Genomic DNA, 25,541 nt, shown 5'->3' on the forward strand with positions numbered 1-25,541 from the left:
ACAAGTCACTCAGCCAGGAGCAAAAGCGCTGGCTCAAGCGGCGCCAAGCGATCGAGCCGCTGATCGGGCACACCAAGCAGGACCACGGCATGCAGCGCTGCTGGCTCAAGGGCAGCGAGGGCGACGCACTGCACGCGGTGCTGTGCGCGGCCGGCTTCAACATCCGCTGGCTGATGCGGGCGCTGCTGCGCCAGTTCAGCGTCAGCGGGCTGAAGCATGTTTTTTTGGGCCTGATGGCCCTATGGGCGACCCTGCTCAACGGCTTGGCGGCGCACTTGCGCGCCAAGGCGATGCCACAGCGTCATCCCCAAGCCCGACAAGCGCTCCCGTCGCTGCTGCGCCGCTGGCCCAACGGGCTCGTCGCAGCAGCTTGAATCGGCGATTCGGAATTTTGCAGGTCCGACTCATTATGGCAACCCAAAATACCCCAAAAACCTATTCATCGATAACGTAGATCTCCACAACGTTCTGCGCCCTCACTTCAAATAGCATTCACGTGACCAAATCAATCAAGGCGGTTTACCAAGCAGGGCCACACAGACAAATATTAGTTGCGGACATTGCAGCGCCAGGCTTTGGAAGGCTTAAAGAAGTGGCGGCGAATATTAGTAGACTTTTTGCGCACCCAGAGCACGCATTTGTGAACTAAATTGTTATATTTATCAACAATGAAGATCAACTCCCGCGATCAAGAAAGGATTTCAATTGATCATTTTTTCAACTATCAACAAGTCTATAAAATTCATACCCCCTAACATATCAAATCCATTTCCCCAGCAAAATCTAGCCCACAAGGACGCCCCGAAAAACCTCTTAACCAACAATACACTCAGCACGTCAAGTAAAGCTTCAAAATCAGTTCGCTCGCTTGTACTGGTATTATGGACCACCTTGTTATGGCAGTCCGCTTCCGCTGAGATACCAATCTTTGAAGATGTAGCCACCTTGGCTTTTATTGAGGGCTGCGGAGAAGAATGTCCTCAACGGGCTTTGCAATATTTGACATCCAGGGGGTATGTTTGCAACAACCAAAAATCCGACGTCAATCACTGCAAAAACAGCGCACACAAACAGACAGCGCACATAGATAGAAAGACTTTCAAAAATCTTCTTGGGGACACTATTCGCCTAAGAATTGTTTTTGAACTCGAAGCGCCGGTCACTCTATCCACAGAACAAATTAAAGTGCAATATTTTCCAACGTGGGAATATAAAAAAACACTCCCGCCTGAGCACACGTACATCAATAGGGACGCACTAATCACTTGGCGAGGCAACCTACTGAGGACCATTTCCTTTGGCCAGACAAAAGGTTCAACACAGTCAATTTCCAATGTGACACTCGCCATCATCTCACCTAACTAAGAGGGCAGCATGGGGACAAAAGAAGACATTATCGATGCAGTCAAAGGAACTACTTCGGAGAGATTTATTGAATCAGTAATGGCCGCGCACCCAAATCTGAACTACTCGTACACGGATGGACCTTCGCGCATCGATCGAACAACGAATACGGTATACATAAATTCTTTAGCCTCCGGAAATAGCTTGGTTGGTGCCGCAACTCATGAGTTGACCCATCTTTTTACCTACAACCAGTACATGGTCGAGACAAAAGCGGCCATGCAGTCAGGTGACTACCACGCCATGGTGGCGGCCATGGTGAATAATGAAGCAAGAACAGTTGCCATAGCAATTGGAATTGCTTCACCCAGCACATTCCCGCCGGGATATGTAACCTCGGACCAAGCTGTTCAGGCGATGATGACAGCCGCCGCCAACGTAGGAAACAGCGATTCGCCAGAATACAAAAATGAACTAGCCAAACAACTTGCATCGCACATCAGAGACAATCCAGCTGTCGTTCTTGTCGTAGAAAAATTGGTTAGCAAGTATTTTCAAGAAGTATATAAAGACACGCGGGAATTCCCACCGCCTCCGCCCATCATGCCTCCAAAGTCGGAGGAAATATCTCCAGATGGCGCAGCGGCCTACTACGATGACTATGTCGCAGAGTGGCATGGTGACGGAAATACTGAGCCATTTTCCGAACTCGAAGACTTCAACGATCAATGGGATGACTATGCCGACTACTATGCAGAAGATGGCTCCGGCTGGTATGGTGACGAGGGAAGCGATGAAGGAGAAGGAGAAGGAGAAGGAGAAGGAGAAGGAGAAGGAGACGGAGACGGAGACGAGGATGTCTGGCCAGACGGCCCGCCTGTAGGCGACGACTTCTTTCCCAGCCCAGCGGATCTCGCGCTAGACCTTCCCGATCTGGACGTCCCTGACCCGGCGATTGAAGCCAGGGTCTATGTCAATGGCGAGTTGCACTTCGTTGGGGGCTTCAGTTCGAGAATCATCGTTCCCCCGATCTACTGGAGCGAAGGCAGCAAGATCAGGTACACGATCTTCGTTTGCGGCCAGCTTTTCGCAGACGAGTACCACGACGTCTATGTCAACCCAGGCATGGTCGCCCAGCGCGCCGCGTTTGCGGACGCTGCTGGCCTCAACGGACCGAATTGGGCCAGTGCCGCACCGCCAAGTTGGTTTCTCTCGTTGGGAAGCTCGATGCGCGCCGCCGGTACTGAGCTGGAGGACTTGCCACTCGAGAGCATGCCGCCCCTGGAGCAACTGACGGCAGCCCCATTGGCCGGCACGACCGAATTGCAGACCGCCCAACTGATTCAAGCCCTGAGCCAGTTCAACACTACCGTTGCCAGTGAAAGCCCGTCGGTCATTGCGCCTATAGCGAAGCGGCCGCTTGAATACGCAATCGATGTTTAGGGCACCGCTGAACGAGGCTGGACTCAAGCCAGAAGGGTTTGGGGCCGCCGACAAACGCGGCCCGCCCCTCGCCCCGAGGGCATGCTGGACCTGCTGATCTCGGCCCGGCAGCAAGCCGGCGGCGGACGAGTCGAGGCCAGCAAGACCGAGCACTGATCCGCAGCCGAAACTTCGCCTAACCTCGCACGCTTGTCACCAACGAATCAAGCATGCTGGAAACCATCAACACCTGGGGCGACTACAAGGCCCGGGTCCGCGAATTCGACGCCGTGCTGGAGCACGCCAAGGCCATGTCGGCCGCGCTGGCCGGCTTTGTCGCCCCGTCTGCGCAAGCAGCCTACGGCGGGCTGATCTTCATCAAGCTGGTGGCGCACTGCGCCGCGCTGCGCAGCCTGGCGGCCGAGTCGGGCGACCGGACCGCCAAGGACCTGCAGGACGTGCCGTCCATGAGCGCGCTGGCCCGCTGCGCGGTGGAGGCGCATGACGCCTTCGAATACATCGCCGGGCACGACGTGACCGATGCGGAGCGCAGCTTTCGCATCCAGCTCTGGGAACTGCACGACCGGGTACGACGCTTGAAGACGTTCGGCGACATGGACGCGGCGGACCCGCGCGTCGGCGCCCTGCGCGCCGACGTGGCAGCGCGCCAGTCCGCGCTGGAGGCCCACGCCTTCTTCGCCTCGCTGCACACCGAGCTGCAAGCCGCGCTGCGCCAGCGCCTGGCCAAGGGTGACCCGCCGGCCTTTCACCTCGGCCAGCGCCAGCGCTGCGCCCTGAGCGGCGTGAACGCCGACTGGCACAACGCCGTCACGCTGCAACTCGCTCAGCAGGTGCACACGCTGCCGTCCTCGGCGGCGTTGCCGATGGAGGTGCAACCGGCCACGACCGAGGCGCTGCGGCTGATGGTGCTGCCGCTGCTGTTCGCGCTGCCCTTCCTGGCCCGGGTCACCTCGACCACGGCCCAGCTCATTCCCGAGCGTGCACCCGAGCCGCCCAGCCGCACGGCGCGCACGATGGCGGCGTGGCGCAGCGTGGCGGAGCAGGCCGCGCCGTAGCAGGTGCGGACCGCTGCCCCCGTGACCAACCAGCGCCGGCGCCGCTGATCCTGACTGAGCCAGCCCTGTAGCCAGCATCGCACCTATGCAGATCTCCATGAACGCCCTCCTCTTCGCGCTGTTTCTCCTGTTGATGGGCGGCGCCATCGGCTGCCTCTTCTGGATGCGCGCCCGCATTCCCGGCTTCCAGCTCTCCTACTCGGAGATTCGCCGTCATGCCAAGGCAGGCAACCGCCAGGCCAAGGCCTACCTGTGGCTGGTCTGGACCGGCATCGCGGTGATGGTCATCCGGTGGTTCTTCGAATCCATCGGACACTGAAGAAGGCTCGAAACATGCTGAGAAGAGTCCTGGCCTGCCTGCTGCTGGCGTTGTGCAGCGTCGCGGCGCACGCGGCGGAGCAATGGGGCGTTTTCGAGGTCGAGCTGAAGGGCCCTGCCGACGGCAACCCGTTTGTCGACGTGCAGCTCACGGCCCGCTTCAGCAACGGCGCGCAGACGGTGGAGGTCGACGGCTTCTACGACGGCGACGGCGCCTACCGCGTTCGCTTCATGCCGCCGCGCCCAGGCCGCTGGACCTGGGTCACGCACAGCAACCGCTGGCCGCTGACCAACAAGCAGGGCGAGTTCACCGCCACCCCGCCCAAGCCCGGCAACCACGGGCCGGTGGGCGTGCGCCACCAGCACCATTTCGGCTACGCGGACGGCACGCCGTACAAGCCGGTCGGCACCACGATGTACAGCTGGGCCCATCGCGGCAACGCGCTGGAGGAGCAGACCTTGAAGACGCTGGCGACGGCGCCCTTCAACAAGGTGCGCATGCTGGTGTTTCCGCAGACGGCCGGCATCGACAAGCACCCGCCAGAACACTGGCCATTCGCAGGAACCCCGCCAGCCAACTGGGATTTCGCCCGCTTCAACCCCGCCTTCTTCCGCCACCTGGAGCAGCGCGTGGGCCAGTTGCGCGACCTCGGCATCGAGGCCGACCTCATCCTGCACCACCCCTACGACGACAAGCGCGAATGGGGCTTCGCGACGATGACGCGCGAGCAGGACGACCGCTATGCGCGCTATGTCGTCGCGCGGCTGGCGGCCTATCGCAACGTCTGGTGGTCGCTGGCCAACGAGTTCGATTTCATCCGCACCAAGACCGACGAAGACTGGGCCCACCTGGGCCGGCTGCTGCAGCGCTGGGACCCCTACGGCCACCTGCGCTCCATCCACAACGGCAAACGCATCTACAACCATGCCGAGGACTGGATCACGCACGTCAGCATGCAGCACGGCATGGCCGCCACCGAGGCCAGCCGGGCGGTGCTGTTCCGCGAGGCCTGGCGCAAGCCGGTGATCTTCGACGAGCTGAAATACGAAGGCCGCCATGACCGCCGCTGGGCGCAGCTGAGCGGGCAGCAGATGGTGCACGCCTTCTGGGCCACCACCATCGCCGGCAGCTACGGCGGGCACAGCGAGTTCATCCCCGATGCAGAGGGCCTGATCTGGCTGGCGCAAGGCGTCGCCCTACGCGGCGAGAGCCCGCCGCGGCTGGCCTTCCTGCGCAAGATCCTCGACGCCGCGCCGGCCGAGGGCATCGACCCCATCGACGCCTTCGACGACCTCTTCATCGCCGGCCAGCCCGGGCGTTACTACCTCGTCTACTTCGGTGACCGCGCGCCGACGGAATGGCTGCCGAAGCTCTACCTCACCGGCCTGCGCGACGGCCAGCGCTTCAAGGCGGAGATCATCGACACCTGGGCGATGACGGTCTCGCCCGTCAAGGAGCCGCTGCAGTTCAAGCCGCAGGGTCGCTATGACTTCGTGGCGCCCAACGCCATCAAGCTGCCCGGCAAGCCCGGCATCGCGCTACGCCTGACCGCGCTGGACACGCCCGCCGGCCCCGGCGCCCGGCCTGCCCACGATGATTGAAGCCATGCGAACCACCACTGCCTTCACAGCCACCCTGGTACTCGCCACCTGCGCTGCAACTGCGCAGCCGACGCCACCCGCCTTCCCCGGCGCCGAGGGCGAAGGCGCCATCTCGCTCGGCGGGCGCGGCGGCCGCGCGATCTACGTGACGACGCTGGCCGACAGCGGCCCCGGCTCGCTGCGCGCCGCCGTCGCGGCGACCGGCCCGCGCACCGTCGTGTTCGCCGTGTCCGGCACCATCGCGCTGAAGACGCCGCTGGAGATCAAGCATGGCCGCATCACCATCGCCGGCCAGACCGCCCCCGGCGACGGCATCACGCTGCGCGACCAGCCGCTGATGATCGATGCCGACGACGTGGTGGTGCGCTTCATCCGCTCCCGCCTGGGTGACGCCGCCGACGTGGACGCCGACGCCATCACCGTGGGCTCGGGCCAGCGCATCATCCTGGACCATGTGTCCACCAGCTGGTCCAGCGACGAGTCGCTGTCCGTCACGGTGACCCGCCCGGACCTGGGCCGGCCGGCCTACCAGCACGTCACGGTGCAGTGGAGCCTCATTGGCGAATCTCTGAACTGCAACACCGCCAAGAAAGGCGCCTGCCACGGCTTCGGCAGCCTGCTGCGCGGCGCGCACGGCACGCGGCTGTCCATGCACCACAACCTCTGGGCCCATCACCAGGACCGCATGCCCCGACCGGGCAACTACCTCAAGCCCGAGGCCGACCCGCTGGGCGGCTTCTACGACCTGCGCGCCAACGTCTTCTACAACTGGGCCACCGAGCGCGCCGGCTACAACCTGGACCGTGGCGGTGAGCGCACCAGCTACAACTTCGTCGGCAACGTCTACCTGACCGGGCCCACCTCCAGGGGCAAGTTCGCCTTCGAGGAAAGCAACCCCGGCTCGCGCGCCTTCTTCGCCGGCAACAGCATGGACGGCCAGGTGCCCGCCGACCCGTGGACGCTGGTGCGCGCGCACGCCAAGCACCTGCCGGGCGGCCTGCCCGAGGGCTACAAGCTGGCGGCGCCGCTGCCCTTCGCGCCCATCACGGTCGACGCGCCAGACAAGACGCTGGACCGCGTGCTGGCCGGCGTCGGCGCCTCGCTGGTGCGCGACGCGGTGGACCAGCGCCACATCGACGACGTGCGGCAGCGGCGCGGCAAGCTCATCAACAGCCAGAGCGAGGTGGGCGGTTGGCCGGTGCTGCAATCCAAGCCCGCGCCGCTGGACAGCGATGGGGATGGCATGCCGGATGCGTGGGAGGTTGGGCAGGGGCTGAACCCGCGCGACGGGGCGGACGCGGCGCGGGTCGATGCGGCGACGGGATACACGAACCTGGAGCGCTATCTGAACGGGTTGGTGGCGCACCTCATGTAGGGCAACGGGCAGATCACGCCACGCCGCGAATCGTATCGTTTAGGCTACAGTCGACCGATGCGGGTAGAGAAGACCGACGAGTACCGCGACTGGATCGACGGCCTGAAAGACCGTGCGGGCCGGGCGCGAATCCTCGTGCGGGTGGCGCGCCTGATTGAAGGGAACCCCGGACAGCACCGGGACCTGACGGATGGGGTGTCGGAACTCAAGGTCGATGTAGGTCCGGGCTACCGCGTCTACTACACGCAGCGTGGAGAGCGCCTCTTGTTGCTGCTGATCGGCGGCGACAAGGCAACGCAACAGAAGGACATTGCGCTCGCCCTCCAACTGGCCAGGAACTTCAAGGAGCAGCCCTCATGACGAGCAGCAAGACCAAGGTGACCAAGACCTCGTCATACGACGTGGCGGAGCACCTGCGCACGCCGGAGGAAATGGCGGCCTATCTGGACGCCTGGCTTGAGGAAGCGCCCGACGACGCGGCCGGTATTGCCAAGGCACTGGGCGACATCGCGCGGGCCAAGGGCATGACCCAGGTGGCCAAGGATGCCGGCCTGAGCCGCGAAAGCCTGTACCGGGCCTTGGGCGCGGGCGGGAACCCGAGCTTTGCCACGGTGCTGAAGGTCGCGAAGGCCTTGGGGGTCAAGCTGCACGCATCGGCGGTGTAGGGCGCTTGCTTGGGTTGCCTTTGCGGGGCACCTTGTTGACTCGACGCATTGCCGGGAGTCCCGCCCGGCAGCGGGGTAACTTTCTTCTGCGGCGCCAGAAGAAAGTCACCAAAGAAGAGGCGCTGAACCGCATTCCATCCCGACTCCGCCCAGAGCAGCGCGCGAAAACGCTCACCATCGTTTCGGGAAGACGCGACCCGCTGCGCTCTCGCTGTGTCCCTGTGAAGAGCGCCATCCATCGCCACTTCACGCCCGTTAACGCCGGCTGCACGCCGGGCTCGCCAGGGAATGCCGATGCAGCGTCGCCGGGGCGACGCCCCGGTGGATGTTGCGCAGCCATCGCGTCGCCCGAGCGACGCTGTCTTCGGTCTTCCTCGTGAGCACGGCGTGCAGCCGCGCGTTGAGCGGGCAGGTGATGCGATGAGTGATGCACGTGACAAGGTCAGCAGCGAGAGCGAAGCGGGTCGCATCGTCCCGCTCACCGAGCGGCTGTCGCACGGCGCAGCTCGTGCATGTGGTGCTGGTGTGCGGTTCAGGGCCTCTTCTTTGGTGACTTTCTTCTGGCCCCGCAGAAGAAAGTTACCCCGCTGCCGGGGGGGACTCCCGGCAATCTCCCGGGCAAACACGCTCTCCGCAAAAGCACCCAATCAAGCGCCGACCGGGCCGCAACCCGCCGCTCGATCAAACACCAACGCCGCAGGCTCAACCGCCCTCGCCCGGCGGCGCGAACTGCGCCAGGAACTGCTGCTCCGTCAGCATGGTCGTCTCGTTAGCGAAGTCGTAGTAGCCGGGCTTGTTGTCGACATAGATCTGGCTGGTCAGTGCGAAGTCGTCCGACTCGAAGACACCGGCCGGCACAAAGTACTCGCCCGTCGCGAGCAGCTTGTAGAAAAGATGCGTGCCGCAGTGTCTGCAGAAGGCGCGCTCGGCCCACTCCGACGAGGCGTAGACGCTGATGTGCTCCTGGCCCGTGAACTGGACGTCAGCGCCGCAATGCACGGCCAGCAGCGGGCCGCCACCCCAGCGCCGGCAGAAGCCGCAATGGCAGGCACCGATCTCTCGGGTATCAGGCGATGTGAAGCGGACGGCGCCGCACAGGCAGTGAGCTTGCATGGAAGGATCTCCGGGACGCTGGACAGGTGCGCGGATTCTTGCGCCGCTTCTGCCGGGATCTGGCAGCAGGTGTGCCCGCAGGCTCAGCGCCCATCCAACTGCGTGTCCGGCCAGAGCTCGTCCGTCACCGTTCGCGGCTGCGGTGCCGCAGGCGCGCTGCGCCACAGCCACCATTCCAGCCACAGCGCCTGCGGCAGCCAGGAGGTCCAGGCCAGCGCCGTGTAGAAGGCTTCCACCGGCACGTTGAAGGCCGAGCCGGCGAAGATCTGCAGGCGCAGCGTGATGCCAGCGGCCGTCAGCGCGAAGCTGCGCAGCATCCAGCGCCGGTGCGCGGCCACGCGGCGGGCGCGGATGTGGACGAGGGCGATGGCCGTGGTCACCAACCACAGCAGGCCCAGCAGCCCGAAGCCCAGCCGGCCCCACGGCCCGCCGTCCGCCTGCAGGGCCAGCGGCAGCGCCGTCAGCCCGCCCACCAGCAGGCTGCTCGCATAGCCCCAGCCGAGGGCGCGATGCAACTGCGGCCGCCGCTCGCGAAGCCGCGTGACGAACTGCCAGGGCCCCAGCATCAGCGCCAGACCGCCGCACACCGCGTGCAGCACCAGCAGCTCGCGCTGCGTCGCGAGGTTGGGCAGCGGTGGCGCGAAGGGCTGGCCCGGCAGCGCGTAGCGCAGCGCCGCCAGGCCGATGACGAGGGCCGTCAACAGCAGCAGCGCGAAGCCGAGCCGGCGGGCGAGGGAGGAGCGGTGTGCGGTGTTCATGCCGCTCAATCTAGGCGGCATGAATGAGTTGGAACTTAGGGCAGGTGAACTCGCGCGACGAGACCGCTGAGCCCGTCCTGCCGCCCGCGCAGCTCGATGCGCAGCCCATGCCGCAGCCCCGCCTGCCTCGCGATGGCCAGGCCCAGGCCGCTGCCGCCCGCAGGCGCGTCGGGCATGCGGAAGAAGCGGTCGAAGACGCGCTCGCGCATGGCCTCCGGCAGGCCGGGGCCGCTGTCCACCACATCCACCCAGCGCGCCCCGCCCTCGCCCGCCGCCAGCCGCAGCTCAACCTCGCCGCCCGCCGGCGTGTGGCGCAGCGCGTTGTCGACGAGGTTGTCGAACAGGCTGCGCAGGTCGCCCTCGACGGCGTCCAGCAGCAGCGGGCCGTCAAGGTCGTCGACGACGCCGACCTCGATGCCGCGCCGGTCCGCCGCCGCCATCGCCTGGCCAACGCTCGCGCGCAGCACGGCGCGCAGGTCCAGGCGGGTGGCGGGGCCGGTCGCGCGCGCCGCTTCCTGGCGCGACAGGCTCAGCATCTGGTCCACCAGGTGCTCGGCCCGCCGCATGCCCTGCTGCAGCTGGGCGAACTCGGCCTCGGCGCCCGCCATGTGCGGGCGCAGGTTCTCCAGCTGCAGGTTGAGCGCCGTCAGCGGCGTGCGCAGCTCGTGGGCCGCGTCCTGCACGAAGCGGCGTTGCGACAGCAACGCGCCACGCAAGCGCTGCAGCAGCCCCTCGAAGGCCTGCACCAGCGGCGCCATCTCGCGCGGCACGGCCAGGTCGGCGCCTGCCGCGCTGTGCTCATCGCGGCGCGCCAGCTGCTGCGCGGCATGCTCCAGCCGCTGCGACGCGCGCCCCACCACCAGGGCCAGTACCGCCAGCGACACCGGCAGCAGCAACAGGCCCACCAGGCTGGCAAAGACCGTGCGGCCACCCACCTCCTGCAGCCGAAAGCTGCCGCTCTGCAGCACCTGCACACGCACCTCGCCGCCCGTGTCGGGCGCGGTGTAGACCAGCCAGTCCGCACCGGCGGCGGTCGCGCGGTGCCAGCCCGGCGTGGGCTGCAACGGCACGTCGGCGGCCGGCATCGCGCTGAGCCGGCGTGCCGGGTCTTGCACGCACCAGACCTGCACGACGAACTCGCCGCCCTCGTGCACCGCCTCGCCGTCCAGCTGCGGCAGGGGCTGGTCCAGGCTGGCGCAGCTGCGCGCCACGTTGGACTGCGCCAGTGCCAGCATCTGGCCGTCCATGAAGTGGGCAACGGTCTCGCCGTAGTTGCGAGCGAAGGCCCAGGCGAGCACGGCCGTCGTCAGCAGGTGCAGCGGCAGCAGGCACAGCACGAGCTGGCCGCGCAGCGAGCTGGGCCAGCGCCAGAACCACTTGCCAGGCACTGTCATGCGGCGGTATCCACCAGCGCCACCCGCCAGCCCAGCCCGCGCACGTTGCGGATGGCGTCCGCCCCGAACTTGCGGCGCATGCCGTGGATGAGCACGTCGATCATGTTGCTGCCCACCTCCTCGCCCCAGCCGTAGATGCGCTGCTCCAGCTGCTCACGCGACAGGATGGCGCCGGGGCGCTCCAGCAGCGCGCGCAGCAGCGCGAACTCGCGTGCCGTCAGCGTCTCGCGCTGACCGCCGCGCAAGGCCTCGCGGGTGTTCAGGTCCAGTTGCAGCGCCGCGCCCGCGCCTAGCAGCGACTGGGCGGCGCCGCTGGCGCGGCGCAACAGCGCCCGCATGCGCGCCTGCAGCTCGCCGAACTCGAAGGGCTTGACGAGGTAGTCGTCGGCGCCCAGGTCCAGGCCGGCGATGCGGTCCTCCACGCCGTCGCGCGCCGTCAGCACCAGCACCGGCGTCAGCTCGCCCCTGGCACGCAGCTGGCGCAGCAGGGAGAGGCCGTCCAGCCGGGGCAGGCCCAGGTCCAGCAGCACGCAGGCATAGCCGCCATCGGCCAGCGCCGCGCGGGCAGGCTCGCCGTCGCGCACCCAGTCCACCGACCAGCCGGCGCGGGCCAGCGCCTGGGTCAGGCTCGTGCCGATCATCTCGTCGTCTTCCACCAGCAGTGCGCGCATGCGCGGCAGCTTAACGACGCTGACTTAAGCCACTGTGAGGATGGCCTGTGACCGCCCGCCGTACTTCCCTAAGCCGGCGCTAATTCGCGCCTCCTAGTCTGCGCGGCGTTCCATCCCCACCCGAGAAAGTTGTCCATGCAAGCCCACGCCCTCCGCCTCGTCGCCGCGCTGCTGATCGCCTCGCCGGCCCTGGCCCAGAACGGTCCTCCCGACTCGCTGACCATCGCCGGCATTGGCGCCGGCGCCACGCTGGAGCCCTACCGCGGCGTGGACACCAAGGCCCGTGTGCTGCCGCTGCTGATCTACGAAAACGAGTGGGTGTCCGTCGCGCTGCCCAGCGTCGGCCTGAAGCTGGGCAGCACCGGCTCGGTGAAGTACCGCCTGACCGGGCGCTTCGGTTTCGACGGCTACAAGGCCAAGGACTCGGACTTCCTGCGCGGCATGGACCGCCGCAAGGAGGGCCTGTGGCTGGGTGCAGCAGCCATCTGGGACACCGGCATGGGCGAGCTGTCGCTGGAGGTGCTGGGCGACGCGACCAGCAACAGCAAGGGCCGCATCGTCTCGCTGGAGTACGAGAAGCGCTTCGACTTCGGCGACCTGGCCGTCACGCCCCGCCTGGGCGTGCGCGGCGTGGACAAGGAGTACGTGGACTACTACTTCGGCGTGAAGCCCCACGAGGCCATGGCCGGCCGGCCCGTCTACCTGGGCAGGTCGGCCACCCAGACGGAAGGCGGCTTGCGCTTCACCTATGCGACGGGCAGCAACGAGATGCTGTTCCTGGACGTGTCGGGCCGGATGCTCGGCAGCGCGGTGGAGAAGAGCCCGCTGGTGGAGCGCCGCTACCAGGCCAGCATGTTCGCGGGATGGCTGTACCGGTTCTGAGTCGCCTAGATTCACGCCATGACGACGACCTGGCCCGCCCACCTCCGCCGAGCCACCGAAGCCGTACTCGAACAGGGCCGGCGCGAGGCGATTGCCGATTTCTTCGCGCCGGGCTATGTGGCCCATGTGTCGGGCCAGACGATGAAGGGGCACGACGCGGTGGCCGGCGTCATGGAGGCCCTGCGCCGCGCGGTGCCGGAGCTGCGGGTGGACGTGGAGATCCTCGTGGAAGGCGACGGCCGCATCGCCTGGCTGCGCACCTGCCGCGGCACGCAGGCCGGTGCGTTCAAGGGCTTCCCGGCCAGCGGCAAGGAGCTGGTGTGGCGCGACATGGTGGTCAGCCGCTTCGAGCGCGGGCTGATCGCGGAGGAGTGGGTGGTGACGGATCTGGCCGAACGGCTTTTGTTGGCGCGCAAGGGGTGAGCGTCGGACCAGGGCGTTGTTTCTCCTGGCTTTGGCTTTACGACCAGGCCCATGCGGGGAGTTCGCCCCCGCGGGCGACCTACTTTCTTGTGTCGACAAGAAAGTAGGCAAAGAAACGACCCCCGACCGCACCGCCCCTGCGGGGTTCCCGAGAAACGCAAGATCCAAAGCCCCGCGCCGAACTCGCGTCGCTACGCTCTGCTCAAACAGGCGTCGCGAGTCAGTTCTTGATGCGCGCTGCGCGCGCGGGCTTTGGATCTTGCGTTTCCCGGCGGTGCTAAAGGGGGCAAGAGGAATACCTCGTGGCGAACGGCTTTCGGGCGTGGCTGTTGGAGTTGGTGTTGGCTGTTCGGTACCTCCCCTTCTAAACCGCCTGTGATGGCCGAATTCCAGGGGGCGTGCGAAGCACGCTTCAAGAACTGACTCCGCGATGACTGTTTGAGCAGAGCGTAGCGGCGCGAGTTCAGCGCGGCCCCTGGAATTCGGACAGCGCAGGGAACCCGCCTTCAGGCGGGCGGTTTTGCAGGGGAGAGCTTTTTGCCTGCTTTTTGGCGGCGCAAAAAGTAGGTCGCCCGCCGGGGCGAACTCCCGGCTGGGCCTCACGCGTCAAGCCACAGGCAGCCAGGTCGTGACACCGCCATAGGCTCATTGCATGGCTATCGAGGCTGAGCAGCCGAGCCTCAGCGCTCGGTCTTGCAGCGGCTCTGGATATCGGCCGCCATGCGGGCAACCTCGGTGGTGTCGGCACCGGGCGGTGGTTCGAGCCCAGCCTGCATCCCCGCCATTGCCGCTTTGAGCTGAGCGCCGTCCAGTGACTTTCGCAGTGCCGCCTCGTGTTCGACGCGGACCTGCTCAAACCATTGCGCGCGCAACGCGCCGAGTTCATTGGGTGTCAGGATTTGTGCATGCTGGTGGGCCAGAAAGAAGAGGCGGCTCACCGATTGTTGGTCACAGTCCCAGGCGTCGCGGCGCAAAGCAGCCATGACGGCAGGCTCGGCCGCCGGCTTGAACTCCCGCACCATCGCCAGGGCCAGCTTCGCCGCCGCGCCCTTGTCGCCCTCGGAGACGCTGCGGCGCAGCAGCGGCACGAGTTGGGCGCGCGACGCCGCATCCACGGCCTGGCACGCGGGCAGCATCCGCTCCTTGGCGGCCACCCAGTCGCGCTCGAACTTGGATCGGTCCACAGAACCATGCGGGAACGCTGCAGCCCAACCCTCGGCGTCGAGGCAGCGCAGGATGTGCCGCGCCGCCTCGCCGGCCTTGCCGCGCTCCTGGCTGCTGACGGCCATCTGGATCTCCCGCTGCAGGCGCGACGCGTCCATCGGCGGGCGGGATTCGGCGACCGCTGAGGCTGCTGCATTCGGCCGCGCGGCTTCAACGGGCGGTGCAAGGGGTGGTGACGATGCCGGCGGAACCTGCGCCACGGGCGCCGGCGACGGCGATGCCTGCTCGGGCGGAACATCGTCGCGCTGCCACTTCACCGCCAGCGCCAGAACGCACAAGCCCACCAGCAGGAAGAGAAGCCGTTTCAGGGTCATGGCGTTCAACTCGGGCAATGAGCCTGCACGCCGGGCATCCTCGGCGCTTTCATCGCCTCTGTTTGGAGAGGCTGTTGATCGGTTCGTACGGGTTCAAGGCGTCGCTCCCTCAGCCGGGCACGCCCGGACGCCCGCCACCGGGGAGGGTGGCTCGCGCAGCTTCGCAGCGGCTCTGGATCTCGGCCGAGATCCGCGCCACTTCGGCAGGGTCGGCCTCGGGCGGTGGTTGGTAGCTGGCCTTCAGTTGCTCCAGGATGGCCTTGCGCTTCGGGTCTGCCTCGGCCCGGATCGCTGCCTCCAAACTCTGGCCGCGCTCAAGTCGTAGTTGATCGCGCAAGGCGCCGATCTCGTTAGGAGTCAACAGTTTCGAATCCCGGCGCGCCAGGACGTCCAGCGCGCCCTGCGAGCTGCGATCGCAGTCCCATGCGTCGCGGCGCAGTGCAGGCAGGACGCCGGGCTCATCCGCCAGGTTGAAGTCCTTTCCCAACGCTCGTACCAGCCCCGCAGCCGCACCCTTGTCGCCCTCGGCCAGGCTGCGGCGAAGCAAAGGCACCAACTGGGCGCGGGCGGCCGCGTCTACAGCCTGGCAGGAGGCAAGCAGCTCGTCATGGCCGGCGCGCAACACGTTCGCCACAGCCTCCGGGGCCTTCTCCTTCTGCAAGATGCTCTCCAGTCGCTGGCGCCGCTGCTCGGCGTTGCGCTCTGCCGCCATGCAGGTCTGGATGTGCTTGGCCGCCTCGCCCGCCTTGCCACGCTGGTCGCTGCTGACGGCGAGCTGGATGTCGCGCTGGCGGCGGGAAACATCTGCAGGCGGGCGGCGCAGCACGGCCGATGCGGGCACCGCCGCCGTCAGTACAGGCGCTGAGGCCGGCACAGCTTGGGCGGCACTGGCCGGCTCGGCCTGGGCACCCGCCGCAGCCAGCGGCGCAGGCGCCGGCAAGGCGGCCGCCTGCTGCGGCACCGCGGCCTCATCACCACGCCGGCCACTCAGCACAAAGGCCAAGGCACCAACGCCGGCAATGGCCGCCAGCCAGGCAAGGCGTCCAACAACGGGCTTCATCGTGACGAGTCCTTTGCGCTCAGGAACGATGCGGGCGAGGCCCGCGCATGAGGTGGACTACTTTGTCACGCCGGGCGTGGTGCCAGGTCTTGCCCGACGGGGAAAATCACCCACGCCCGCGTCGGTCCGCTCGACCTTCCTGATCGTGCCGTCGTCGTTGAAGTGCAGGTACTCGGCCGTCACGTGCCGCTGTTTCTTGTTGCAGGCGGCACCGGGTGTGTCCAGCCAGCGGTGATAGAACAACACCCACTGCCCCTTGTACTCAACGATGGAGTGGTGGTTGTTGGCGTTGTTCTCCTGCTCCATGATGACGCCCTGGTACTTCCACGGCCCCTTGGGCGAGGTGGCCGTGTAGTAGGTCAGGATGCGGTTGTGCTCGGGCATCGTGAAGTAGTACAGGCCCTTGCGCTTGAACACCCACGGCCCCTCCATCGGCGGCTCGTAGCCGCCCATGTCCATCTTCTGCAGCTCAGTTTTCAAGCCGCGCATGTCGTCGGCCATCTCGGCGACAAGGTAGTTCACGCCCGAGGTGCGGCTGTAGAGGTAGGCGCGGTCGTCGTCGTCGACGAACAGCACCGGGTCGTTGGCGTAAGGCTTGCGCCACAGCGGCGCGCCGATCATGTCCTTGAAGGGGCCGGCAGGGTTGTCGCTCTCGGCGATGCCGATGCCCATCCACTTGGTGCTGTTCTTGGGGTTCTGCCGGTCCTTGATGCCGGTGCCGGCGGGGAAGACGAGGTAGTACTTGCCGTTCTTGTAGGCCGCGTCGGGCGCCCAGGCGTAGTCGTCGGCCCAGGTGAGATCCTTCACCGACAGCACGGCGCCGTGGTTGGTCCAGTTGACCAGGTCGGTGGACGAGAAGGCATACCAATCCTTCATGTGGAAGTCGGCCTGGCATTCCTCGTCGTGCGAGGTGTAGAGCCACATGCGGCCGTCCTTCCAGACGTGGCCGGAGGGGTCGGCGGTGCGCAGGTCCTTGCCGAGCTTGAGCGGGTTCTGCGCTTGCGCCGAGGTGGCGAGCAGCACGGCGAGAAGAAGGGCAACGATCTTCATGGCTGGACGTTGATGATGACGCGGCGGTAACGCGTCAGGCGAGGCGAGCCGTGGTCGGTCACGGCCAGGACGATGTGCAGCGTCGCCTGGTCCGGCGACAGGCCCGGGTGCCGCGGCACGACGAACGATGCCTCGCGCTGGTCGAAGCCGTTGATCTCGATGGGCTGGCCCGACCGCCCGGTGCTGATCACCACGGTGCCGGCCTCGCCGTAGTAGAACCATTCGTAGGACAGCGCCTGGCCATCGGGGTCGCTGGAACCGGCGGCGCTCAGCCTCACCGTCTCACCACGCCTGGCCGTCAACCGATCGGCATGGGAGAGCTTCACCACCGGCGGGTGGTTGGCCTGGGCATAGGGCTTGGTGGTCCAGTCCATGCGCGCGGCGAAGTCGTTCTGCACGGCGGCGCGCCAGCGCCACAGCGTGGCGTGGTTGCTGGTGTGCCAGCGGCCGTCGGCGCCGCGCACCTCGTCCACGGCGTCGGTCCACATCGGCCGGGTCTCGGCGGCCAGGTGCCACTTCTGCTTGCGCGGCGTGTACAGCTCATAGCGCCCGCCCCAGCCGCCCCAGTCGGGACGCTCGGGCACATTGAGGCCGTTGTCGATCAAGCCCAGGAAGCTGGGCGTATCGCCTTCCATCATGTACTCGATGTGCGGGTACTGCGCCCCCAGCGGCCCCTTGTTGCGGCGGATGTGGCGGTCCAGCCAGGCGTTGTCCACCAGCGTCGGGTCCGCGCCGACGAAGCGGCCGTGGAAGTGGTCGCCGCCCATGGCCGCCCAGGTCGCGTAGTGGTAGGCGCCGCCCGCGTGCATGCCGGGGCTGGCGATGTAGAACAAGGACGGGAAGGTCTTGCGTATCCAGGGGCCGGAGTCGTCCTGGTCGGAGATGGTGTAGACGCGCAGCCTGGCGACGAACTGCTCCACCGCCGCGGGCGTGCGCGTGGCGCGCACCTTCCACAGCGCCTGGGCCAGCACGTTGGGCCCGCCCCAGACGGGCACCCACAGCGGGCGCGGATCGGCGCGGTCGGCGGCGGCAATCAGCGCGTCGGAGCCGGCCGAGTCCATGCCCTCACCCACGGCCTGCATGCCGTAGTCGGCGCGGCCTTCGGTGATGACGGCCAGCAGTTGCTGCGCGCTCGGGTAGCCCGGCTCGTGCAGCAGCAGGTTGGGCTGCACCTGCCCATACGCCGCGACGATCTCGCGCAGCCGCCAGGCCGCTGTCTTGCGCGGCTGGTGCACGGAGGTGGTGGCGACCAGGCCCTCGATGTCGAAGTGGTTGGCGTAGGTCAGGAACCGCACCAGCGACTGCGCGTCATCCGGCTCGTTCTCGATGTCGGTGAGCACGAAGACGCGGGGCTTGTCCAACGCAGCAGCGTGGGCGCCGAGGCTGCAGATCATGGCAAGGAGCGCAAGAAGGCGGAGCAAATTCATCGATGAACCTCAGTGGCGGCCAGCAACGGGTGCGCAAGCGGGTGGGCGACGCTAACCCGCCGCCCACCGTCCCGCGATCACTTCTTTCCCGCAGCTGCCGGCTTGAGCCCGCGAACGACGACCTGCGGCACTGCCGGCTCCTTCATGCCGTCGCCCAGGTAGAAGCTCGGGTAGGGCGGCTGGTTGTAGGCCGTGTTCTGCCAGGCGATGGCGACGCGGTACTGGGCGTCGTGCATCAGCGTGACGAGGCGCCTCTCGGTGGCGTGCGGCGTCGTGTAGATGCGCAGGAACTTCTCGTCGGGCGTGCGCCAGACGACCTCCTCGCGCCAGTCGCCCAGCAGGTCGGCCGACACAGCCGGCACATTCTTCGTGCCGGCGCTGTGCACCACACCGGGCGCCTCCAGCAGCGTGGTCGACCTGCCGGCCAGCCAGTCCCATTTGGTGATCCTGTTGCGGTCGAACAGCTCGCGCAGCTCGTCGCCGTCCCACCAGACCAGGAAGCTCATCTCCCGGGGCCTCTTGACGCCCTCGATGGGCTTGCCCTGCGCGGTGTAGAGCACGTCCTGGTTGCTGGCCCAGGCCTCGGCGCCTGGGAAGCGCGGGTCGATGTCGGCGGCGACGCCGCGGCCGGTGTCCTTGTCGGCGGGTGTGCTCCACAGCAGCTTGCCCGTGCGCGCGTCGAGCATCGCGGAGCCAATGCCGCCGTTGTGTTTCACCACCTCGTGGGCGCCGAACTTCTCCAGGCCCGGGTTGGAAAGGTCCAGGTCGCCGACGGCCATCGCGTCGCCGTGCAGCAGGCCGGCACTCCACAGCCCCTTGCCGTTGTCGTCGATGGCCATGGCGCCGTAGACGATCTCGTCCTTGCCGTCGCCGTCCACGTCGGCCACGCTGAACTGGTGGTTGCCTTGGCCGCCGAACGCGGCATTGCCCGGCTCGGCGCTGTCGAAGGCCCAGCGCCGGGTCAGCTTGCCGTCACGCCAGTCCCAGGCGGCCAGCGCCGTGCGGCCGTAGTAGCCGCGAGCCATGACGATGCTGGGGCGCTCGCCGTCCAGATAGGCGGTGCCGGCGAGGAAGCGGTCGGAGCGGTTGGCGTAGCCGTCGTCCCAGACTTCCTTCATCTGCGCGGCGGTCGGCGCATCGGTGCGCGGGTCGCGGGCCGGCCAGTAGGGTTCGCTGGCCAGCGCCTTGCCGGTCAGGCCGTCGAAGACGGTCAGGAACTCCGGGCCCTTCAGGATGCGGCCCTGCAGCGGCGCGACCAGCGTGCCGTCGGGCTGCGGCTTGCCGCCGGTGCGGTCGGCCGACGGCACCTCGCCGCCGGGCTCGCGCCAGTCGGCCTTGGCGTCGCCCAGCACCCGGCCGGTGCCGTCGACCGTGCCGTCGCTGGTACGCACGGCCAGTTCGGCGCGGCCGTCACCGTCGTAGTCGAAGACCTGGAACTGCGTGTAGTGCGCGCCGGCGCGGATGTTGCGGCCGAGGTCGATGCGCCACAGGCGCTGGCCGTCCAGCGTGTAGGCGTCGAGGATCACCGGGCCCGTGTAGCCGTGGAAGGCGTTGTCCTTGGCGTTGCTCGGGTCCCATTTCAGGACGATCTCGTAGCGGCCGTCGCCGTCCAGGTCGGCCACGCTGGCCTCGTGGGCGGAGTAGGTGTAAGCCTCGCCCGTCGGCGTGACGCCGCCCTCGGGCTGCTGGATGGGCAGGCTGAGATAGCCCTGCTCCCAGACCTTGACCGGCTGGCTGGCCTCGACCTCGTTGCCGTCGACGCGGGTCTTGATGACGTAGGTGGACTGCGGCGTGCCGGCCTTGTCGACGAAGTTCGTGGCGCCGCCGAGCGGCTGCGCATTGAGCTTGCTGCCGTCGCGGTAGATGTCGAAGGCGGTCTTGGGCACGTCGCTGGCCAGCAGGCGCCAGCTGACGAGCACGCCGCCCGCTGCGGCCGGCACGGCGACGGCGCCGCGGTCCAGCGCCTCCATCCAGCGCGGCGCGGCAGCGGCGGTCGTGGCAAGTACTAGCGTCGCCGCGCTCAGCAGCACGGCCTGGGGCCAGCGGTCCTTGAATGTCTTGGTCATGGTCAGCCTCATGGGTTGGTCTTGCACGCGCCGGGCAGCAGCTCGGCGCCGTCAAACATCAGGTCGCGCTGCTGTGCGCGCAGTTGGACACTTAGCGGCCCGCTGCGTTCCGGCAGCGTGACCGACGCCGGCAGGCGGTTGGCCAGCACGCCCTGGGCCCAGGCGGCGTCCTGCTGGCCGCGCGGCCAGCGCAGCGGCAGCGCCTGGCCGTCCACCAGCACATCGGCGGCCCAGGCTTCGCCCGGGGTGGCGGTGTAGCTGGGCAGCACGTACACGCGCAGGCAGCTGGGGCCGGTGGCGGTGCCAGGTGCGGCGATATCCAGCGTGGCGCCGGGCTGGCGCGCGGCCAGCACGCCGTCGTCACGACCGAGGCCGGGCACGCGGCGCCAGGCGGCGCTCGCGGTGACGCGCAGCGCCGGTGCGATGGGCTCCGCCAGCGGCAGCGGCGCGAGGTCGGCCATCGCCTGGGCCAGGTCGTGCAGCGCATCGGGCGCGCTGCCGCCCAGGCCGGGCGCGGGCAGCAGCGGCGCGAGCTGTCGGTAGCTGGTCCACAGCCCATCAGCCGGCTCCTCGGCCAGGATGCCGGCCCAGCGGCCGCCGTTGTAGCGGGCGGTCAAGGCCTTGAGGCGCTGGTCGGCGCGCACGGCCTGCGCCGCGAAGGCGCGCGCAGCGGCGGGGTCGCGCTCCAGCGTGGTGGCGTAGCGCTCCAGTGCGAAGAAGCGCTCGTTGGCCAGCGCCGAGGCGCGCAGCGGGTATTCGACGAGCTGGAAGAAGGCGGGCTGCTGCGCGGCGGCGATGCGCGGGCGCACGGCGTCCAGCGCGGCCAGCAGCGCAGCGAAGCGGCTCAGCCGCTGCTGCACGGCCGGCAGCGCCATGCCGCTGCGGCGCATGCGTTCGCCGGCCAGGTGGAACTGCAGGTGCTCGGGGCGGCGCTCGAAGTTGACGCGGAAGTAGCCGTCCCAGATCGATGCGATCTCTTCGGCGTCGAACAGACGTTGCGCCAATTGCCGCAGGTAAGCCTGCTGCCCCTGCGCGCGCACGGCGGCAGGGTTCCAGGCCAGGTCGAACCAGTGGCTGAGGTTGACCTCGTGCGGCTTGATGTCGCCCGCGTTGACGACCCAGAACTGGCGCGCACCGGCGTCGAAGGCCCGGCCCATCTCCTCGGCCACCAGCGCCGGCGGTGTCGTGTCCAGCCACAGGTAGGACAGCGGCGCGCCGAGATAGCTGAGGTGGTAGTAGATGCCGGAGCCGCCCGAACGTTTTGACTGAGCGGCATCGGGGAACTGGCGGATGTAGCCGAAGTTGTCGTCCACCCACACCATCGTCACGTCGTCCGGCACCGCCAGGCCGGGCAGCAGCGGCAGCACTTCCTTGTAGGGCACGAAGATCTGCGGCGTCTTGGCGGGGTCACCCACGTGCTGCTTGATCAGTTCGCGCTGGTCGGCGATCAGGCCGTTCAGCAGCGCCTGTTTCTCGGCCACGGTGCCGCCGCCCTGCATGCCGGAGTCGTGGATGCCGCGCATGCCCAGCGTGAACAGGCTCTCGTAGCGGCCGTTCGTCTTCAGGCGCTCGGCCCAGTAGTCGCGCACCTGGGCGGCGTTGGTCGCGTAGTTGTACTGCGCGTGCGGCGCCTTCCACTCGGACACGTTGTTGCGCAGCATGGGCTCGGCATGCGATGACCCCATGACGATGCCGTAGCGCTGCGCCAGCTCGGCATTGCGCGGGTTGTCGTTGAAGGCGCGTGACACCTGGTGCATGGCCGGCCACAGCGTGTTGGCCTTCAGGCGCAGCAGCAGGCGGAAGACCTGCTCGTAGGTGCGCGGGCCGATGTTGCGGGCCTCGGGCTCGAAGGTGTTGGCAGCCCAGGGCTGCAGGCCCCAGTCCTCGTCGTTGATGAAGAGGCCGCGGTACTTCACGGCGGGACCGTCATGCAGCGGTTTGCTAACGCTGACATGCAGCGGGCCGCGCTTCACGGGCGCGAGGTCGGCCCACCAGACCCAGGGCGACACGCCCAGCGCCTGGCTCAGCGTGTAGACGCCATAGGCCGTGCCTCGGCGGTCGGCGCCGGCGATGACGAGTGCCTGTTTGACGCCCGGCGCGGGGTTGCGCAGCACGGCAATGCGGAAGCACTCCCAGCAGTCTTTGAGTTTGGCGAGGTCGAGCTGGTCGGCCAGCGCATCGATCTGCGCGTGGCGGCCGGCGGTGCCGACCCAGATCTGCACAGCGCCCTTGTCGGCGGTGCGCAGGCCCAGGCGCTTCAGGTCGTCGGCCAGGTCTTGCGCGACGAAGGCTTCGAGCGGGTCGGCGTGGGTGCTGCCGACAATGACGGCGCCGTCCAGCGGCAGGCTGGTCGCGGTCGCGCGGGTGGAGACGTCCAGGCCCGCATGGGCGGCGCCGGCAAGCGCCAGCAACAGGGTAGTCAGAAGCTGGCGCATGGTGGTCAACGGGCTTTGAATGCGGAACGCAGGTCGGGCGGCGGTGCGTCGCGGTCGACCGTGAGCCAGCCATCCACCAGCTTCAGCTCCGCCGCCTGGATGACGGTGCGCTGGTGCCAACGGTCATCGGTCTTGGCCTCGGGCTCGCCGCTCTGGTGCGTGAAATAGAACAGGTAGGCGCGGCCGTCGACGACGGTGACGCCGGGGTGCTGGCCCTTGGCGCGGTCGGTGGGGTGCTGGCCCACGCCGGCCAGCAGCCGCGTGGGTTGTTCTTCCCAGTTCAGTGCATCGTCGGAGCGCAGCACCAGCAAGCCCTTCCACAGGTCAGCCACCAGCCACCATTTGCCGGCGAACTGGAAAACTGTGGGGCCTTCGCCGGGCAGTGGACTCACCGGCCCGCGCACGGTCCAGGTCTTTAGGTCGGGGCTGTCGGCCACCTTGAGCTTGCTGCCGCCCTGCTCGTCCTTGAACCACATCCGATAACCGCCTTGCGGCGCGCGGATGACCGACGCGTCGATGACCTTGGGCGAGCCCAGGTCCACGCGGCCCGCGCAGGTCCAGGTGCGCAGGTCGGTGCTGGTCAGGTGCTCGATGCGGCGCTCGCCGGTCCAGCTCTTGTGCACACCGGGAACGATGGTCAGCCACAGGTGGTAGATGCCGTCGAACTCCTGGATCTCGGGCGCCCACAGCGTGACGCCGGTGCATTCGGCGGGGAACTTCGCTTCGCTGTCGAAGCCCCACCGATTGCCGTCGCGGGTCGTCGCGATGCCGATGGGCGTCGCGTGCACCCAGCTGACATCCTTGGGGTCGTCCAGCCGCATGGTGGCGCGGCGGTTCGTGTAGAACATTTCCCAGCGCTTCAGGCTGCGGTTGAAGACCATCGACACGTCGGCCGCGCCGTCCAGCACCGGGTCGCGGTACAGCGGGCGCGGCGCGGGTTCAGGCGTCGCGCAGCCGGCGAGGGCCAGCAGCAGGGCCAACGAGGCGAACAGCTTCATGGCGTGACCTTGATGGGCAGGTAGCGCGGCGCCTTCATCGCGGCGCCCAGGTGGTAGCTGGTGTGCGGCGGCTGGTTGTAGCCGGTGTTCTGCGCGGCGACCTGCACGCGGTATTGCGGGTCGTGCATCAGCGTGACGAGGCGGTGCTCGGTCGGAATGGCCGTGGAGAACACCAGCAGCGCGGTGCTGTCGTCGTTTCGCCAGACCACTTCCTCACGCCAGTCGCCGAACAGGTCGGCCGACAGCACCGGGTTGCCCTTGGTACCGTTGTTGGACGCAGCGCCGAACTGCTTGCCGTTCAGCACGTTCTCGAACTTGAAGGCGGCCGGGTTCCACTTGTCGATGGCGACATGGTCCAGCGATTCGCGCAGCAGGTCGCCGTCCCACCAGGCGGCAAAGTTGTAGCGGTTGGGGTGCTTGTCGCTGATGAGCTTGCCGCTGGCGTTCATCAGGCCGCCAACATTGCCCCAGCATTCGGCGCCGGGGTGAGCGGCGTCGATGTCGAAGCAGACGCCGCGGCCCACGTCGGTCTTGTTGCCGGACATGCTCCACAGGATCTTGCCTGTGGCCGCGTCATGCATCTCCAGGCCGTGCTCGCCGTAGCAGCGCGGGCTCTCGTGCACCATGAAGACCTGCTGGCCTTCGCGCGCCGGGTCGTGGTTGCTGACGTGCAGCGCGTCGCCATGGCACAGGCCGGTGCTGTAGAGCAGCTTGCCGGTGCTGGCGATGGTGGCGGCGCCATAGACGATGTCGTCGCGACCGTCGCCGTCCACATCGGCCACGGAGAAGGAATGCGCGCCCTGCCCTGCGGCCGGCTTGCTGGCCTCGTCGGCGGCGCTGTCGAACACCCAACGCTTCGTCAGCTTGCCGTCGCGCCAGTCCCAGGCGGCGATGACGGCACGGGTGTAATAGCCGCGCGAGAACACGGCGCTAGGCCGCTGGCCGTCCAGGTAGGCCACGCCGGCCAGGAAGCGGTCGACGCGGTTGCCGTAGGCGTCGCCCCAGGCCTCGCCCTGGCCACCGCGCGGCGGGTCGTAGTCGGCCGTGGCCATGGCCGCGCCGGTGAGGCCGTTGAACACGGTGATCCACTCCGGCCCGGCCAGGATGTAGCCCGTGGCGTTGCGGTGGTCGGCCTTGGCATCGCCGATCACCTTGCCCTGTCCATCGACGGTGCCGTCAGCGGTCTTCAACATGACCTCGGCACGGCCGTCGCCGTCCAGGTCGTAGGCCACCATGTGGGTGTAGTGGGCACCGGCGCGGATGTTGCGCCCGAGGTCGATGCGCCAGAGCCGCGTGCCGTCCAGCTTGTAGGCGTCCACCAGCGTGTGGCCGGTGTAGCCGCGCTGCGAGTTGTCCTTGGCGTTCGTGGGCTGCCATTTGACGATCAGTTCGTACTGGCCATCGCCGTCCAGATCGGCGGGTGCGCCGTCGTTCATCTGGTAGGCGTAGGCCACGCCGTCTGGCGTGGTGCCACCCTCGGGTTTTTGCAGCGGCACGCGCAGATAAGGCTGGCTCAAGGGCGCCGTGCCGGCGGGCGCGGCCTGCTCACGCCCGGCGACGACGGCGCGCACGCTGTACAGGCTGTCGGCGCGACCTTGCGCGTCGACCAGATTGGTCAGCGCCTGCGGTTCTCCGTTGATGCGCTTGCCATCGCGGTAGACGTTGAAGCGCACGCCGGCCGGCTCGGTGCCCAGCAGCCGCCAGCTGACGAAGACGCCGGACGAGGTCGACAGCGCGACGACGCCGCGGTCGAGCTTCTCGACCTGGCGCGTGTCCGCCTGGGCGGCAGCGGTGCCCGCGAGCAGCAGCCCGCAGGCCAGATGCCGAGTGAAGGAAGTCAATGCAGTCATCGCGCCACCTCAAAAAAAACGGCCTCCGAAGAGGCCGGGCACCTGAACTCAGGCGCAACAGGATTGGCCATGCC

The 25,541-nt window shown here is 67.5% G+C and carries 22 protein-coding genes; 10 read left to right on the forward strand and 12 right to left on the reverse strand.

From position 1 onward, the window contains the following. The 8 genes from ACG00Y_RS20165 to ACG00Y_RS20200 form a co-directional block, all read left to right on the forward strand. The coding region (locus ACG00Y_RS20165; RefSeq protein ID WP_394481956.1) for a transposase at window positions 1-374 on the forward strand (374 nt) is incomplete at its 5' end. Window positions 375-1,374: 1,000 nt separating this feature from the next. Continuing rightward, window positions 1,375-2,787: a hypothetical protein gene (locus ACG00Y_RS20170; protein WP_394481958.1), complete on the forward strand. Its 1,413-nt coding sequence runs from the start codon at window positions 1,375-1,377 to the stop codon at window positions 2,785-2,787. Between the two features lie 209 nt (window positions 2,788-2,996). Then, the gene (locus ACG00Y_RS20175; RefSeq protein ID WP_394481960.1) at window positions 2,997-3,842 is read left to right on the forward strand and encodes a hypothetical protein; all 846 of its coding nucleotides are present in this window, start codon (window positions 2,997-2,999) and stop codon (window positions 3,840-3,842) included. Window positions 3,843-3,939: 97 nt separating this feature from the next. After that, the gene (locus tag ACG00Y_RS20180; RefSeq protein WP_394481962.1) at window positions 3,940-4,161 is read left to right on the forward strand and encodes a hypothetical protein; all 222 of its coding nucleotides are present in this window, start codon (window positions 3,940-3,942) and stop codon (window positions 4,159-4,161) included. 14 nt (window positions 4,162-4,175) lie between these two features. After that, on the forward strand, window positions 4,176-5,762 hold the full coding sequence (locus ACG00Y_RS20185; RefSeq protein WP_394481964.1) for a DUF5060 domain-containing protein: 1,587 nt from the start codon (window positions 4,176-4,178) through the stop codon (window positions 5,760-5,762). A 4-nt stretch (window positions 5,763-5,766) separates the two neighbouring features. Beyond that, window positions 5,767-7,137 carry a pectate lyase family protein gene (locus ACG00Y_RS20190; RefSeq protein ID WP_394481966.1) on the forward strand — a complete coding sequence of 457 codons (1,371 nt, stop codon included), beginning with the start codon at window positions 5,767-5,769 and terminating at the stop codon, window positions 7,135-7,137. Window positions 7,138-7,194: 57 nt separating this feature from the next. After that, on the forward strand, window positions 7,195-7,497 hold the full coding sequence (locus tag ACG00Y_RS20195; RefSeq protein WP_394481968.1) for a type II toxin-antitoxin system RelE/ParE family toxin: 303 nt from the start codon (window positions 7,195-7,197) through the stop codon (window positions 7,495-7,497). After that, entirely contained in the window at window positions 7,494-7,802 is a 309-nt protein-coding gene (locus ACG00Y_RS20200) for an addiction module antidote protein (RefSeq protein ID WP_394481970.1), read from the forward strand. The genes ACG00Y_RS20195 and ACG00Y_RS20200 overlap by 4 nt, the downstream gene beginning before the upstream one ends. A 702-nt stretch (window positions 7,803-8,504) precedes the next feature. Here the strand turns inward: ACG00Y_RS20200 and ACG00Y_RS20205 are convergent. The 4 genes from ACG00Y_RS20205 to ACG00Y_RS20220 form a co-directional block, all read right to left on the reverse strand. Continuing rightward, a complete protein-coding gene (locus ACG00Y_RS20205) occupies window positions 8,505-8,915 on the reverse strand; it encodes a GFA family protein (RefSeq protein ID WP_394481972.1) in 411 nt (136 codons plus the stop codon). Between the two features lie 83 nt (window positions 8,916-8,998). Beyond that, the gene (locus ACG00Y_RS20210) at window positions 8,999-9,673 is read right to left on the reverse strand and encodes a DUF2306 domain-containing protein (RefSeq protein WP_394481974.1); all 675 of its coding nucleotides are present in this window, start codon (window positions 9,671-9,673) and stop codon (window positions 8,999-9,001) included. 35 nt (window positions 9,674-9,708) lie between these two features. Then, the gene (locus ACG00Y_RS20215) at window positions 9,709-11,067 is read right to left on the reverse strand and encodes a sensor histidine kinase (RefSeq protein WP_394481976.1); all 1,359 of its coding nucleotides are present in this window, start codon (window positions 11,065-11,067) and stop codon (window positions 9,709-9,711) included. After that, on the reverse strand, window positions 11,064-11,738 hold the full coding sequence (locus ACG00Y_RS20220; RefSeq protein WP_394481977.1) for a response regulator: 675 nt from the start codon (window positions 11,736-11,738) through the stop codon (window positions 11,064-11,066). Before ACG00Y_RS20220 ends, ACG00Y_RS20215 begins: the two co-directional genes overlap by 4 nt. Window positions 11,739-11,873: 135 nt before the next feature. Between ACG00Y_RS20220 and ACG00Y_RS20225 the strand changes: the two genes are divergently transcribed. Then, a complete protein-coding gene (locus tag ACG00Y_RS20225; protein WP_394481979.1) occupies window positions 11,874-12,620 on the forward strand; it encodes a MipA/OmpV family protein in 747 nt (248 codons plus the stop codon). 18 nt (window positions 12,621-12,638) lie between these two features. Further along, window positions 12,639-13,043 carry an ester cyclase gene (locus ACG00Y_RS20230; protein ID WP_394481981.1) on the forward strand — a complete coding sequence of 135 codons (405 nt, stop codon included), beginning with the start codon at window positions 12,639-12,641 and terminating at the stop codon, window positions 13,041-13,043. A gap of 680 nt (window positions 13,044-13,723) precedes the next feature. Here the strand turns inward: ACG00Y_RS20230 and ACG00Y_RS20235 are convergent. From ACG00Y_RS20235 to ACG00Y_RS20270, 8 genes are all read right to left on the reverse strand, one after another. Then, a complete protein-coding gene (locus ACG00Y_RS20235; RefSeq protein ID WP_394481983.1) occupies window positions 13,724-14,581 on the reverse strand; it encodes a hypothetical protein in 858 nt (285 codons plus the stop codon). A 109-nt stretch (window positions 14,582-14,690) separates the two neighbouring features. After that, window positions 14,691-15,641, reverse strand: a complete 951-nt coding sequence (locus ACG00Y_RS20240) for a hypothetical protein (RefSeq protein ID WP_394481985.1) — start codon at window positions 15,639-15,641, stop codon at window positions 14,691-14,693. 57 nt (window positions 15,642-15,698) lie between these two features. Further along, on the reverse strand, window positions 15,699-16,691 hold the full coding sequence (locus ACG00Y_RS20245; RefSeq protein WP_394481987.1) for a family 43 glycosylhydrolase: 993 nt from the start codon (window positions 16,689-16,691) through the stop codon (window positions 15,699-15,701). Further along, entirely contained in the window at window positions 16,688-18,118 is a 1,431-nt protein-coding gene (locus ACG00Y_RS20250) for a nucleoside hydrolase-like domain-containing protein (protein WP_394481989.1), read from the reverse strand. The genes ACG00Y_RS20245 and ACG00Y_RS20250 overlap by 4 nt, the downstream gene beginning before the upstream one ends. Window positions 18,119-18,195: 77 nt before the next feature. After that, window positions 18,196-20,184 carry a rhamnogalacturonan lyase gene (locus ACG00Y_RS20255; protein WP_394481991.1) on the reverse strand — a complete coding sequence of 663 codons (1,989 nt, stop codon included), beginning with the start codon at window positions 20,182-20,184 and terminating at the stop codon, window positions 18,196-18,198. A gap of 8 nt (window positions 20,185-20,192) precedes the next feature. Continuing rightward, entirely contained in the window at window positions 20,193-22,619 is a 2,427-nt protein-coding gene (locus ACG00Y_RS20260) for a glycosyl hydrolase 115 family protein (RefSeq protein WP_394481993.1), read from the reverse strand. 5 nt (window positions 22,620-22,624) lie between these two features. Beyond that, window positions 22,625-23,617: a glycoside hydrolase family protein gene (locus ACG00Y_RS20265; RefSeq protein ID WP_394481994.1), complete on the reverse strand. Its 993-nt coding sequence runs from the start codon at window positions 23,615-23,617 to the stop codon at window positions 22,625-22,627. Then, on the reverse strand, window positions 23,614-25,467 hold the full coding sequence (locus ACG00Y_RS20270) for a rhamnogalacturonan lyase (RefSeq protein WP_394481996.1): 1,854 nt from the start codon (window positions 25,465-25,467) through the stop codon (window positions 23,614-23,616). The genes ACG00Y_RS20265 and ACG00Y_RS20270 overlap by 4 nt, the downstream gene beginning before the upstream one ends. Between the last annotated feature and the right edge of the window lie 74 nt (window positions 25,468-25,541).

Source organism: Pelomonas parva, from assembly GCF_043555835.1.
Taxonomy (GTDB): Bacteria; Pseudomonadota; Gammaproteobacteria; order Burkholderiales; family Burkholderiaceae_C; genus Pelomonas; species Pelomonas parva.